14 protein-coding genes, 1 tRNA gene and 1 pseudogene are annotated in these 12,461 nt (G+C 40.3%); 8 read left to right on the top strand and 8 right to left on the bottom strand.

All coding sequences use genetic code 11. The features are described 5' to 3' along the window. The first annotated feature begins 144 nt into the window (after positions 1 to 144). Positions 145 to 561, top strand: coding sequence for a response regulator transcription factor (locus tag FD723_RS18230; protein WP_179066586.1), 417 nt, complete (start codon positions 145 to 147; stop codon positions 559 to 561). Between the two features lie 130 nt (positions 562 to 691). Here FD723_RS18230 and FD723_RS18225 read toward each other — a convergent pair whose 3' ends face one another. Beyond that, positions 692 to 865, bottom strand: a complete 174-nt coding sequence (locus FD723_RS18225; RefSeq protein ID WP_179066585.1) for a hypothetical protein — start codon at positions 863 to 865, stop codon at positions 692 to 694. 277 nt (positions 866 to 1,142) lie between these two features. Here FD723_RS18225 and FD723_RS18220 point away from each other — a divergent pair, with 277 nt between their 5' ends. Further along, positions 1,143 to 1,712, top strand: a complete 570-nt coding sequence (locus tag FD723_RS18220; RefSeq protein WP_179066584.1) for a DUF2854 domain-containing protein — start codon at positions 1,143 to 1,145, stop codon at positions 1,710 to 1,712. 162 nt (positions 1,713 to 1,874) lie between these two features. Here FD723_RS18220 and FD723_RS18215 read toward each other — a convergent pair whose 3' ends face one another. After that, the gene (locus FD723_RS18215; protein WP_179066583.1) at positions 1,875 to 2,135 is read right to left on the bottom strand and encodes a chlororespiratory reduction protein 7; all 261 of its coding nucleotides are present in this window, start codon (positions 2,133 to 2,135) and stop codon (positions 1,875 to 1,877) included. Positions 2,136 to 2,721: 586 nt separating this feature from the next. Between FD723_RS18215 and FD723_RS18210 the strand changes: the two genes are divergently transcribed. Both FD723_RS18210 and FD723_RS18205 read left to right on the top strand, forming a co-directional pair. Next, positions 2,722 to 2,922 (top strand): hypothetical protein, encoded by a 201-nt coding sequence (locus FD723_RS18210; protein ID WP_179066582.1) that lies wholly within the window; start codon positions 2,722 to 2,724, stop codon positions 2,920 to 2,922. Next, positions 2,910 to 3,938, top strand: coding sequence for a PleD family two-component system response regulator (locus tag FD723_RS18205; protein ID WP_179066581.1), 1,029 nt, complete (start codon positions 2,910 to 2,912; stop codon positions 3,936 to 3,938). Before FD723_RS18210 ends, FD723_RS18205 begins: the two co-directional genes overlap by 13 nt. Positions 3,939 to 3,981: 43 nt before the next feature. Here the strand turns inward: FD723_RS18205 and FD723_RS18200 are convergent, their stop codons facing one another. Then, positions 3,982 to 5,187 (bottom strand): histidine kinase, encoded by a 1,206-nt coding sequence (locus FD723_RS18200; protein ID WP_179066580.1) that lies wholly within the window; start codon positions 5,185 to 5,187, stop codon positions 3,982 to 3,984. Positions 5,188 to 5,794: 607 nt separating this feature from the next. Between FD723_RS18200 and FD723_RS18195 the strand changes: the two genes are divergently transcribed. The 3 genes from FD723_RS18195 (at position 5,795) to FD723_RS18185 (ending at position 10,131) form a co-directional block, all read left to right on the top strand. Beyond that, positions 5,795 to 5,971, top strand: a complete 177-nt coding sequence (locus FD723_RS18195; protein ID WP_179066579.1) for a hypothetical protein — start codon at positions 5,795 to 5,797, stop codon at positions 5,969 to 5,971. Positions 5,972 to 7,174: 1,203 nt separating this feature from the next. Further along, a complete protein-coding gene (locus tag FD723_RS18190; RefSeq protein WP_179066578.1) occupies positions 7,175 to 8,575 on the top strand; it encodes an S-layer homology domain-containing protein in 1,401 nt (466 codons plus the stop codon). Between the two features lie 497 nt (positions 8,576 to 9,072). Then, a complete protein-coding gene (locus FD723_RS18185; RefSeq protein WP_179066577.1) occupies positions 9,073 to 10,131 on the top strand; it encodes an SGNH/GDSL hydrolase family protein in 1,059 nt (352 codons plus the stop codon). 51 nt (positions 10,132 to 10,182) lie between these two features. Here FD723_RS18185 and FD723_RS18180 read toward each other — a convergent pair whose 3' ends face one another. The 3 genes and pseudogenes from FD723_RS18180 to FD723_RS18170 form a co-directional block, all read right to left on the bottom strand. Continuing rightward, complete coding sequence (locus tag FD723_RS18180; RefSeq protein WP_179066576.1) at positions 10,183 to 10,437, bottom strand: carbohydrate porin; 255 nt, start codon at positions 10,435 to 10,437, stop codon at positions 10,183 to 10,185. A 1-nt stretch (position 10,438) separates the two neighbouring features. Beyond that, a pseudogene (locus FD723_RS18175) lies at positions 10,439 to 10,624 on the bottom strand (iron uptake porin); the annotation flags it as partial. 340 nt (positions 10,625 to 10,964) lie between these two features. After that, a tRNA-Thr gene (locus FD723_RS18170) sits at positions 10,965 to 11,036 on the bottom strand. 33 nt (positions 11,037 to 11,069) lie between these two features. Between FD723_RS18170 and FD723_RS18165 the strand changes: the two genes are divergently transcribed. Further along, positions 11,070 to 11,363 carry a DUF3493 domain-containing protein gene (locus FD723_RS18165; RefSeq protein WP_179066575.1) on the top strand — a complete coding sequence of 98 codons (294 nt, stop codon included), beginning with the start codon at positions 11,070 to 11,072 and terminating at the stop codon, positions 11,361 to 11,363. A gap of 48 nt (positions 11,364 to 11,411) precedes the next feature. On the opposite strand, the gene FD723_RS18160 is transcribed toward FD723_RS18165, so the two are convergent. Then, a complete protein-coding gene (locus tag FD723_RS18160; RefSeq protein WP_179066574.1) occupies positions 11,412 to 11,834 on the bottom strand; it encodes an ankyrin repeat domain-containing protein in 423 nt (140 codons plus the stop codon). 57 nt (positions 11,835 to 11,891) lie between these two features. Continuing rightward, the gene (locus FD723_RS18155) at positions 11,892 to 12,122 is read right to left on the bottom strand and encodes a hypothetical protein (protein ID WP_179066573.1); all 231 of its coding nucleotides are present in this window, start codon (positions 12,120 to 12,122) and stop codon (positions 11,892 to 11,894) included. Positions 12,123 to 12,461: the final 339 nt, after the last annotated feature.

The raw sequence follows: 12,461 nt of genomic DNA, 5'->3' as shown, positions 1-12,461 counted from the left end.
TGGAAAACCTGAATTTCTTGAGCAGTTGTCTAGGTTTTTTGTCATGGGTTCACACAAGTTATTCAACCATAGGATAGAGTCAGTGCTGGTACTTGTTCCCATACACTAGAGGGGTTACTCTGAATAAATTTGTCTTTCCCCTCAATGTTAATGTTATCCTGTGAGCTTTCTACCTTGCGTGTTCTAGTAGTTGATGACCACGAACTGACTCGTTTAACCTTACAATTGGTTTTTTCTTGCCAGGAGAATATTCAAGTAGTAGGTTTAGCCAGTAATGGTGAAGAAGCTATAGAAATGGTTAAACGTTGCCATCCTGACGTAATTGTTCTAGATTTACAAATGCCTGTCATGGATGGCTGGAGTGCGTCTAGTCACATTAAAGCTATATCTCCCAACACCCAAATTCTTGCTTACTCCTCAGTGGAAGACGTAAATTTCCAGGGTACAAAACAAATGTCTAGCTTTGATGACGTTTGTAAGAAAGATGTACCTACAAGTGAACTTATTGCCTTAGTTAGACAATTAGGTAAGCGTGCAGGAGATGATTCAGCAGCAGGATAAACTGATTAAGCTATGTTGCTTCGCCAACTGAGGTTTAGTTTAATTCTGGGGATTTGATGACATGATGGTAATAAAAAGCGTCGGTATAGCCTGAAGTTGAGGGTTAAACCGACGCAATTTTTGATATTTTCTACTCTACAGGAATGGTGCGTCTAAATTCATCAATTAATTCATCTAGTTCTTCCAAAGCTTGATTTACGTCAACTCTCAAAGTTCCCAGGTTTGGTTGTTCCAGTAGGCTTAACAGGTACTCACGTTTACTTTGAACTGCGACAATTCGTTCTTTTATAGTCTGTAAATCCATTATTTTTTCCTATCTTTAACTACCTTTAAATTTAAAGTTAACTCAAAATCTAATATTTTGGCCACTGTACGCCCTTAGTAGTTCACTAAAGTAACTTTTCTTCGTCAGAAACTCTCTGTATCTTCCGTAACCCTACTCATACGTGTCAACTTAGAGCTAGGACAAATTTCATTCGCCCTTTTCACTACCAGATGGGAACGATTTTCTTCCCTAATTTGTTGCTCATAGCCGATGATAATAAAACTAAGGTATTCTGACTTTATACTAATTTAAGCTCATGCTACGCCAAATCTCTTTGGGAACACTCGGTTTAACTATCGGCGGTATATTAACCGTGATTGGCTTCATTGCCTATGCTGATAATAATGCCACACTCAATCTTGTCGGATTTTTTTACGGGATTCCTCTATTGTTGGGAGGGCTGGCGCTGAAAGCTAATGAACTTAAGCCAGTACCTTTTAGCCAAACGACATCACCATCAGCATTGATATTACGCCAGCAGCAAGCGACTGAAACTCAAAATAAAATTCGCAAAGATATTACCCGATATTGCTATGGTCAAGATGCTCATCTAGATACAACACTTTCTTTTCTAGGTTTGAGTCCCACAGACGAGGAACGACCAACAGTCACAGGGTTGCGAGAAACAGAAGTGAATGGGAGCTATGCCCTAATTTTAGAATTTGATTCACCGCTAATACCATTTGATGTGTGGCAACAAAAGCAGGAAAAAATGACCAATTATTTTGGTCCTGGATTGGAGATTCAAATAACACAGCCGTCTGAAAATACAATTGAGCTAGCGCTGATTAATACTCAAAAAGAGTCTTTAGTCAGTAGTCAATAACAAAAATTATTGTTACCTCAACTCTATGCCTTTATCTACGATTTAGATAGCCGACTTCTTGAAGAAGTCGGCCATCTAGGCAGTTTAAGCAAGTAGTCTTCCACTTTACTAAACTATTAGAAAATTTCTTTTTTGGGATTCTCTTAATCACTGACCAAAAAGTTACTTTTCTAAACGAACTGCATACCACTGTAGATATTGCCCAGGGCCAATATCTAATTCGCAGGTGGTGTCGAGTAAATATTGTGCTTGAGCTTCCACAGTATCAAACTTTTGTAAGTCAGGCGACAAATCTTGAATTATGAGTTTTTGGAGAGTTGTTTCGAGCTTTTTTAATAATTCTGATAGTGTCAGAAATTGTTCTGGTTGATTGGTTTCTAGGACAACAAAATTATCCTGCTGATACATTAATGAGTCTGGCATTTTAAGGATTTAGTGAATGTAAATAATTTTGGAGTTTTTGCAAGAATTGTTGTTTTCTTAGTTAATAAGATGGCAATTTTAATCTACAGTCTGTGAAGTGATTCTAAGATTTAGCTGTTCAATATATTAAATAAATTTAATTTTTAGTATATTTATATACATACCTAAAAAAAAATCTATTTTTTTATAACTCAATATTCTGAATACAACTAAATAAGAATTTTTACTTAATTTATTAACCTAGATTCAATTAATAATCAAGCCTTGTAAAGGCTTAATCTCAACCTTATGTAATTATACTAAACCCCAGAAAACCTTACCGGATAGACTGAATAAATTTAAGTCAGTCGATCTGAGAATTTAGTGTTAGCTATCTTTTGAGGGCACTTTGGCAATTGCTTTGTTCTGTCTTACTAGGTTTCTAAAGTAACTCCAAAACTAAATGCGTAAGGTGTCCATTTGCAATTCTCAAAAAAATTGCAATTTAACTTTAACAATTGGGAAATATAAAAGTAACATTTTCTCCCATAACCACAGCCGAACAAAAAGGTAAGAATTGCCTTCGTGTTCCAATTATAGATTGTCTATGCAACTTAGTTATCTACCGCTTGCTTGGCTCAAGAACATTGAGCAGTCCATTGTCAAAAAACAGTTGATTGTGAAGCTAGACACACCTCTGCCGCAAATCCTGCCATTGATGAAAATAGCGATCGCTCCTATGCGATCGAGTTGTACAGCCTTTTTCAGGATAGTCCCGCAAGTGGAAGGCAACTCATGTCAGGCATAAGCCCATTTCCTCTTTCTACTAAGCAACCGCCACTGATTCTAGTGGCTGATGATGACAAGACCATCCGCGTATTGTTGCGTAAAGCGATGGAACAAGAAGGTTATCGAGTGGTCGAGGTCAATGATGGTAAGCAATGTTTAGATGCTTACGAGACGATCAAACCGGATATAGTTTTGCTAGATGCTGTCATGCCTGTGATGGATGGTTTTACCTGCTGTAAGCAATTGCTCCAGATTGCCAGGAATAATTTAATATCAGCCCTTGCAAACTTTGATAGTGACTCGACCCTTAACAATACGGTTATCTCCAAGATATGGGAGCGCACTCCCATTTTGATGATCACATGCTTGGATGATGAGGATTCTGTAAACCGTGCTTTTGACGCTGGCGCAACTGATTATGTTACTAAGCCAATTCACTGGCCTGTATTGCGCCAGCGATTACGCCGACTGTTACAGCAAGCACAAGTATACAAACAATTAGAGGCGGCAAACGAAGCTTTGCATCACCTGGCCAATGTAGATGGCTTAACCGAGTTGGCTAATCGTCGCCGCTTTGACGATTATCTCAATACTCAGTGGATTAATCTTGCACAAGAGGGATCTCCTCTGTCGATGATCTTGTGTGATATCGATTTTTTTAAGTTTTATAACGATAGATATGGCCATCCGGCCGGGGATGTTTGTTTACAAAAGGTGGGTGCTGTCTTAAGCCTTAAGGCACAAAAATATCAGGATTTAGTCGCGCGTTATGGTGGCGAAGAATTTGCTGTGATTATGCCATACACTCCTGCATCTGGCGCACTTCACGTTGCTGCAACGATACAAGCGGGAATCAAAGATTTGCAAATTGTTCATAACGGATCTCTGGTGAGTGAGCATGTCACCCTGAGTATGGGCGTGGCGACTGTTGTCCCCACTTGGGAATCCTCACCTTCGGATTTGATTGTGCTGGCAGATAAAGCACTCTATCAAGCAAAGGCCGGGGGGCGCGATCGCTTTGTTTCAAGTACTTAATTGTCATTTGTGAATGACCGCCCTAATGCCCCATACCCATTACCTAAGAAGGATAAACTGGTAGTGTGAAGTGAAACCATGCTCCGTTATTGGGGGCAGAATCTACCCAAATTTGGCCATAATGTGCTAACACGATACGTTGGCATAGACAAAGACCAATGCCGTAACCTTCTGTACCTTCATCCCGTTGCAGGCGGAAGTGGTTTTCAAAGATGCGATCGCGATTCTCTATAGGAATACCAGGCCCAGTATCACCAATACTAAACTGAACTTTTTGGGTAGTGCGGTGTAGTCCAGCAATGCTAATCTTGCCACCTTCTGGGGTGTATTTGATGGCATTATCCAACAGATTTACTAGCACTTGCCGGATGCGTTCTGGGTCAGCATATACATAAGGTAAGTCACTGGGAATATCCGTTTCTACCTCTTGGGATTTGGCGGTATAGCGATCGCACAACTCTTCTAGTACATCTATACACAGTTTACCTAGCTGTACTTTTTGTGGTAAAATTGGAAACTCTGTATCTTTGCCACGACCTACCTGCAAAAGGTCGGCAATCATCCGATCGATAACCTTAGTTTGATTACGGGCTTGTTTTAAGAGATGTGCGGTCAAGGATGGTTTGAGGCGTTGAAATTGACCTGTATCTAGATTGTAGTTAGATTGAAGAGTTTCTATGGCGATCGCAGCAGCAGTTAACGGATTGCGGAGATCGTGCGCCAGCATTGCAATCACCCGATCTTTAAACTGTAACTGCTCTTGGAGGTTATCTTTTTCCTGTTTCAAGCGAAAAATTTCGTCTGAGAGTCGGATTAGTTCAGCAGAAACAGCAACAGAACGGATAGTGGATTTGGGAGATGTCGCCCTTGCAGTATCGTCTATACGTTCTTGTAAGTCCTCTTGTAATTTTAAATAGGCGTCTACAGCAGCTTGCCAACGAGGCCACCAGTTTTTCAATTGCGCTATGATATTACTCCCAGCTAAAACCTGTCGTGGTTCGGGATGGATTTTGATTAAAGCTGGCGTTGCTACTAATTTAAAGTGTTCTGCTAAGTAAGGTTGTTGTCCAACATCAATAGTTTGAAGTTCAAAACTATACTCAGTCTGCAATTCTTTTAAGTAAGCACGTATTCGCTGTACCTGTTGGCGGGACTTGGGGCGTCCATCGACAAACAGCAGCAGTTGGAGTGGAGCCTCAGAATGAATCGGCTGATCCTGGGAAACTTGCATGTAATCGTGTTTCAGCACTGGTAACAACCCGGTGACGCTTTACAGAAAGTAAAATAGACTGACGGTTGTCGATGGTCGTTGTTTTTCTTCTTAATATATATTTTAGATTTTCATACTCCTATCCGATCTGCGTTTTTGACATCAGATACATCTTTTTCAGCCTTTTGGCTAACTTCATCTCCAAGAAACACCAAAGCCCCTTGAATATAAGTCTTAATTTGCCCTGAATTAAAAATTTTCGCCAGAGTTAGCAGGTGAAAATGTTATTACTATGTCAAATCGGTTAGTGAGGTAGCCTGTCAATTCGAGTACTCGCTTTGAATAAGCAATCACCCAAGTAAATACAGATGCTAATTGTATCTAATTTATCAGGAAGCTGTTAACTGTTCAGACCAATTTTGTAGAGGGTTTTCTCAACCGCCAGTGCATTCGATGAAGTGTCTTTTTTGCCTGCCTTTACCTAATCCTACTAATGATTGGTAAAACAGCCATAGCTAATTGCGTACTGCCTCTATAACTTGCGAAGCACACCTTATGCCCAGCTTTGTCCTTTAAAAACTACCATCCTCCCCAGAAGAACAGGGGATGAGTTATCTCAGGAAAAGCTTTAGATAACATAGAGGCGATGCCTACGGCGGTAAACTACGCACTTTTAGAGAAAGCACTCACTGCTTTCGAGGCTGTCAAGAAACTCTTGACAATAGCACAAGTAGCATTTTCCCCAGAGAATCAATTTCGAGATACTAGGAAAACTGCTGCGACACTCAGCTACTTTGCTTATTACCCCAGTCGCCAAGAATAATGAACTTACGCTAAGTTCCTGGAATTGCTTAAAACTGGCATTTTCCAGATATTGCCTTACTCAGCTTACCATCGTTAGATGAATAATTTCCAAAATTGATTGTAAGCCAGCGTCAGCGAACTTAATTTCCCCTCCTTGGGTGAGGCTAGGGGGGCTTTAGTCCTAGTCTATCACTTCAGTTGCTTGACGTAGGCTTTGCCCGCCGCAGGCATCGCATTACAACTAGTGCATCTGGAACCAGATTAAAGCTAGTTATCCACTCTAGCAATGGAATATTTAGATAACTCTCTAAAAAATTGTAAAGGGCGCGACCTATTGATTCACAATCTAGTATTGATCAGTTCGTAGTCGGCGGCTTTCGCCTTGATCTAATAACTAAACTTTCTCCGAACTCCCAAATAATAAAACTCTTATTTAGCAAGTATTTCAGGTTTATTTCTTTTTTTTCCAAAAATGTTAGTTTTCCAGAATTTTAGGGAACTCTATAAATAAGCATGGGAATTATAAAAACCTAATGGCTGTAAAACAAAGACAATACGGTAGCTTTTGCTACCGTTTACTCATTTTTGGAGATATCATCTTCACCAACATAGACATTTACGAAGAAGACACCGCAAGTCGGTAGTGTCTTTTGGTGATCTCAAAGATATATAGCAGGGGACTGGGTTGAAAGTCTGTTTGTATATAGGTTTTATCATCAGTTAATGTCCTAACCTCCTTGTCCGTTGCTATAGCAATCCGAAGCGAGTCAGACGCTCCTGCGTCGCTAACGCTGCGCTATGGAGCGTCTTTGATTTCTGAATCACTCGTATAGGTAAGGGACTGGGGACTGGGAAGAAGGAATAAAGGTGTACTGAGTTTTGTTCAAAAATCAAATATTAGTCTTATAGGACTTACGCAAACAGTAGCCGAAGTCCTAATTTTATGATGTGTGATAGTGGCATTCAGGAGTGCTGAGTAAATAAGTGAGATTCCCCATTCGGAACAGGCTAAGGGAACTCCAAGAAATAAATTATCCAATATTGTGGGGTGGGTACTTATGTTGCCCACCCCACAGGATTTAATTCGATATTTTTTATTTGGAAGTCCTTAAACCTTAGCTATCCGCCAACGGAACTGTTTTGCCCAATTCCCAATGCCCAATGCCCACTTAATGAACAGTCTGCGCTAGGGTAGGAATTGAAACTCAATTTGTGATTTCCTGTGCTTCCCTGCAAACGTCCAGCTGTATTTCTAATTTGTGCTGTTCTACTCACTTCCTTAACAGCCTGTGCTAACAGTCCAGTCGCCAAAAACATAGAACAATCTTTGGCGGCAGATCCGAAACTGCAAAGCAATCCAGTTGTCTTTGGAGAATCTCAGGTTAACCAACCACAAGCACAGCAAAACCAATCAACAGTTCAGTTACCAGCTGATTTTCCTAAGGATATTCCCCTGTATTCCAACGCCAAACTAGAGGAAGTTACACCTGCTAGCAGTTCAGAAAATAAAATCTCAACTCGTTGGTTGAGTTCTGACCCCAGCAACTTTATTGCTAGCTTTTATCGCAGCCAGTTTCAAACAAATAACTGGCAGATTTTGCAACAGCCAACAGATGATGCAGGGGGCGCTTTTGAGGCACGTCGTAACGATTTGCTGTTGAAGATTTCCATTCAGCCTAAATCAGTTACTAACGCCACACCGAATCAACCCCAAACGGCTACTGAATTACTGATTGATTATGTACCCAATAGTCCTGCAACGGCACAACCTACCCTAACTACAAATCCTAGCGAAACTACTAACGCTATTTCTCTTCAACCAGGAAATCCCCAGTTCATTGGCCCAATACCACCTGCAAACTTAGCAGCACAGACACCAAGTACGGTTAATAACCAAATAATCCCGACAGCAACACCTGAATCTCAGATATTCAACGATCTGAATAAAGTACCGCAAGAATGGCGGCAACATATCCAAGACTTGGCTACACTAGGTATTTTGTCTTTAGAGCCAAAGACAACTAAAAGCAACTCTACTATTAGTACTACTAAACAGTTTGAACCGAGTAAAATCGTTACACATCGGGAATATGCCCGTTGGCTAATTGCTGCTAACAATGCTATGTATGCCAGCAATCCAGCTAAACAAATTCGCTTGGCATCAGAAAGTAATCAACCAGCTTTTAGTGATTTATCGGCAAAAGACCCTGATTTTCCTGCTATTCAGGGATTAGCGGAAGCTGGATTAATTCCCAGTCCTTTGTCTGGAGACTCGACAGTAGTTTTGTTTCGTCCTGATGCACCTCTAACGCGGGAACAGTTACTACTGTGGAAATTACCCCTAGATACTCGCCAAGCTTTACCCTCTGCTAACTTAGATACAGTCAAACAAACCTGGGGCTTCCAAGATGCAGCACGAATTGACCCCAAGGCTTTAAGAGCAGTGTTAGCTGATTACCAAAATAGCGAACAATCGAATATTCGGCGGGTGTTTGGTTATACGACTCTGTTTCAACCCAAAAAATCAGTAACGCGTGCTGAGGCTGCTATGGCTTTGTGGTACTTTGGCACTCAGGGTGAGGGTGTATCGGCTGCTGAGGCTGTGAAGTTAAAGAGAAGTTAAAAAGCAGTTACTTTAGCCTAAACATAAAAGTGAGCAATTACAACATTTTAGGTAGTAAATTTTGCTATTTCTTTGTAAAATCCCGATTTTTGATGAAGAAAATGTAAATCTAAGTATTTTCAGCGTTTTTATCTGTGTTTTATGAATTTTTAAGGCATAGTTTAAGTATAATAACGCAGAATAGCTCAATAAAGGTACTTAGTTTTAAATTGGGGATTGAGGATTAGGGACTGGGACAATTTTCATGGGGATTCAAACCCCAACCAAATTGGGAAAAATTATTTTTCCCAATCCCCAGTACCCAGTCTCGGAGCTACTATTACTCACCTTTTTGCTGTGCTGTACCACTTCGTAGAAGCAAGCTACGCATAGCGTGTTATGGAGAAGTTGAGGAATGCTCGGCGCGACCCATTGAAGTAACTCAAAGGACAATTTGTCAGACTATCGCCCTTTTATCACTTTTCAGCAGACCAAAAAATACCACGGATAAAACAAATATGAAAAAACAAGCTGTCGCAGTCGGATTTGTTCTATTTTCTTTCATGTTGCCGACCAAAGCCTCGGCTGCGAGTTTCGATCAGCTTTATGTATTTGGCGATAGTCTTTCTGATATAGGTAATATATATAATGCTAGCGGTCAAACATATCCTCCAAGCCCACCTTACTTTGAAGGACGTTTTTCCAATGGGCCAAACTGGGTGGATTATCTTGGAAATCAACTAGGATTACACCCCACTTTAGTAACTGATATAAATTTCACTACTATTCCTCCCACACCAATTCCTACCCAAGGGATAAACTTCGCTTTCGGTGGTGCTACCTCTGGTTTAGATAACGCTGTCTTTCCCAATCAAAATTTACCGGGAGTACTCAAACAAGTCTCTGGCTTTGCTGGAATTCTACAAGCAAATAATCAAACTGCCGATCCAAATGCACTTTATACATTGTGGGCAGGTGCGAATGATTTCCTTTTTGTTAATCCTGAAGACTCGGCTACGCCAATCAGTAATATATCCCAGGCGTTGAATACTTTGGCAGGAATCGGCGCGAAAAATATTTTGGTATTTAACTTGCCAGATTTAGGACAGCTACCAGGGGCTAATAAAGATGGTCGCAACCCTACAACTCTTAGTAATTCGACTAGTGCGTTTAACTTAGGTTTAGCACAAACTGTAAGCACCTTGGGTCAAAACCCTGATCTCAACATTACTTATATTGATACTAATTCTTTATTTAATCAGGCAAGCACATTCGGTTTTACAAATGTAACTGAGTCTTGTCTAGATAGGCTAGATATATGTAATCCAGCTAACAACAATTTTCTCTTTTGGGACGATTTCCACCCAACAACCGCTGGTCATAAGGTGATAGCAGATGTTGCACTGGCGGCGATTGAGGCTAAGTCTGTTCCTGAACCCTCAATAAACTTGGGGATTTTAGCTCTTGGTGCTTTTGGCGCGGTAGGTGTGTTGAAGCGTCAACAAAAAAGATCGGCACTTGTCTCAGCAGGTCAGATTGTTGATGCACAATGGTCTCATATAACAGTTGAAAAATGAACTAAGTACAATGAAACCATTAGCGGTATTCTCAGCTTTGGTTTCCGTTATTTATATCTTGAATGTAGTTCTAACTACTCCTATAAAAATATCCTCATTCTCCTCGTTGTGATTTGGAGCTGTCAGCCAAATTAAACCAGGAGTAATGCTGATATTGTTGTTGATTTTATACTGATAAAATCCTTCAATGTGAAATCCCGTATCTGGGTCATGACGAGGTAAGTCTGATAACTCGGCTGAAGAACCAGTCAATTTAGGCTGCATCCCGATGATAATCCCTCCCAAATTACCTTGTAATATCAGCATTAATTATTTGGTTAACTTTGTCTAAGCAGGCATTTAATGCAGTAGCAAACTCAAAGCGAGTCATGGCGCGATTCCCTTTAAAGTCACCATCTGGGTATCTAGCAATACAGGAATAACGCTCAATTAGAGATTGCAACGCTTGAAATGCCCAGTCAGTTGGTTGCACATCAGAAAGCTGATTAACGCTTATTTACTCAATTTTTTTAAATATCACTTTCCAGTAATAGCCAATACCCGAATTGAATAGTTCTCAGTGACAGCCAACAAAGAATATATTGCAGATAGACTATCAATACGGTTCGGTTAAGATTTTTTGATGAAAATTCTAGCAAAGCAAAGACGCGATAAATCGGCGTCTCTACAATAATCAGTCTCTTGCCTTAACCAAACATTTCCCTCTTGGCTGCTTCTACGAGTAAGTTCAAAAATAAAATAAAGTCCTATATGGACTATTATTTTTACAAGTATTTAGGAAAGTGCCTGATTTATGTCAAACTTTAGTATGTATTGAGCAATACTTTTATCAAAGCCGATGATGGGATTTGAACCCACGGCCTGCTGATTACGAATCAGCTGCTCTACCACTGAGCCACATCGGCGTACACAGTCTTGAATTATAACATGATTTAGTCATGGTAAACCAAAATCCCAAAAATCGTCTTAACCCTGAACAGTATGCCAGCCTCAAAGCAGAAATAGCTGCTCCTTATCGTGGCTTACGACAATTTTTTTACATTGCTTTCGGTGCTTCTGGCTCCCTCGGTGCATTCGTCTTTTTCTTCCAGGTGCTTGCTGGACGTAATGTTGAGAGTGCAATGCCTAGTTTAGCTCTCCAAGTAGGAATTGTTGCCTTAATGGTTTTCCTCTGGCGCTGGGAACAGCGTCAGCAACAACGCACCCAGTCGGGTAAAAATCCTAATTCCTGAAGACAATTCAACAGTTGAAATTGAAACTGGGCATCGATAATCCTGTTTTCATAAATCAAACCTTTGAGAGTGTGGAAATAGTTGATCAATTGCCTGCTCAACTAACCTAAATATAGGTTTAGGATACAGCGATTGATTTTGGGTGGCATTTTCAATGAACTGATAGTTAATGGTTTTAAGGTCAGCACCTTTCTCTAAGAGAAACTGAGTGGAAGTGGAAAGTGAATACCAGCTTCGACTCAAAGCAAGTGTTAGAGGTGTCAGTCCATCGTGACTTAAGTAGTTAACATCTGCTCCTCGCTCAATTGCTTGTTGCACATCAGCAAATCTATTAAGTATTAGAGCATAAATCAAAACTTCATTGGGATGGAATTTTTCAAAGCCTTTCTTACTCGCATTTTTTGCTTCTCGCCAGTGGCATATACTCTTAACGAATCCTTCTACCTGTTCTTTTGACTTCCAAGACCGCATATAAAACGATCCTTTGAGCTTTGGTAAATAGACATATTGTGCGCGCCAATTTGTTAATCACTTCTCATGGATAACCATTTGGACTAATTTGGACGAGCCACGATGACGACCTGCAACAACTATTTTCTCGTAACCATCACCCCAAATGGCAGCAGAACAGTAAACCTTTGTATTTGGACTGAAATGCTTTGTCCCATACTGAATTTCATGCTTCTCACCAAACGGTTGCTCCGAAGTAACATTTGCAACTAGATACCATTCAAGACGTTTTTCAAATTGCTCACTCATGCTTGACGTTCAGATAGCCATTAAGCGAATTTTATCGCTCCTCAGTAATAACTGCTAGGATGTCTCCAAGGGGCTATTTGATTACGTGCCAAGAGCAAGTATTTAAAACCTCCACTATTGCCTCTGCTTACCACAAAGGAAGGTAGTAGCTGTAGCTCCTACCTCCTTTAATAATGATTTTATGAAGATTAAAATATCAAGAGAGAAAAAATAAAAAAAATATTAGGAAATCCCAAAAAGCAAAAATTTCTGGGAAAATAGAAATCATTGAAACGGGGTCAGCCAATATAAAGACCCTGACCATAAACTCAATCACATTCAAATGGGGTCAGCTATATT

The sequence above is a fragment of the Nostoc sp. C052 genome (assembly GCF_013393905.1).
In the GTDB taxonomy this organism is placed as follows: Bacteria; Cyanobacteriota; Cyanobacteriia; order Cyanobacteriales; family Nostocaceae; genus Nostoc.
The sequence above is the reverse complement of the archived record's forward strand: the minus strand, read 5'-3'. Positions and strand labels throughout refer to the sequence as shown.

Bases quoted from the DNA above. Each gene is read 5' to 3' on its own strand.
- FD723_RS18210 (WP_179066582.1), top strand. From the start codon at position 2,722: ATGCAACTTAGTTATCTACCGCTTGCTTGGCTCAAGAACATTGAGCAG.
- FD723_RS18225 (WP_179066585.1), bottom strand. From the start codon at position 865: ATGGATTTACAGACTATAAAAGAACGAATTGTCGCAGTTCAAAGTAAA.
- FD723_RS18165 (WP_179066575.1), top strand. From the start codon at position 11,070: ATGGTAAACCAAAATCCCAAAAATCGTCTTAACCCTGAACAGTATGCC.
- FD723_RS18215 (WP_179066583.1), bottom strand. From the start codon at position 2,135: ATGCCAGACTCATTAATGTATCAGCAGGATAATTTTGTTGTCCTAGAA.
- FD723_RS18180 (WP_179066576.1), bottom strand. From the start codon at position 10,437: ATGCTGATATTACAAGGTAATTTGGGAGGGATTATCATCGGGATGCAG.
- FD723_RS18220 (WP_179066584.1), top strand. From the start codon at position 1,143: ATGCTACGCCAAATCTCTTTGGGAACACTCGGTTTAACTATCGGCGGT.
- FD723_RS18155 (WP_179066573.1), bottom strand. From the start codon at position 12,122: ATGAGTGAGCAATTTGAAAAACGTCTTGAATGGTATCTAGTTGCAAAT.
- FD723_RS18195 (WP_179066579.1), top strand. From the start codon at position 5,795: ATGCCTACGGCGGTAAACTACGCACTTTTAGAGAAAGCACTCACTGCT.
- FD723_RS18230 (WP_179066586.1), top strand. From the start codon at position 145: ATGTTAATGTTATCCTGTGAGCTTTCTACCTTGCGTGTTCTAGTAGTT.
- FD723_RS18205 (WP_179066581.1), top strand. From the start codon at position 2,910: ATGTCAGGCATAAGCCCATTTCCTCTTTCTACTAAGCAACCGCCACTG.
- FD723_RS18185 (WP_179066577.1), top strand. From the start codon at position 9,073: ATGAAAAAACAAGCTGTCGCAGTCGGATTTGTTCTATTTTCTTTCATG.
- FD723_RS18160 (WP_179066574.1), bottom strand. From the start codon at position 11,834: ATGCGGTCTTGGAAGTCAAAAGAACAGGTAGAAGGATTCGTTAAGAGT.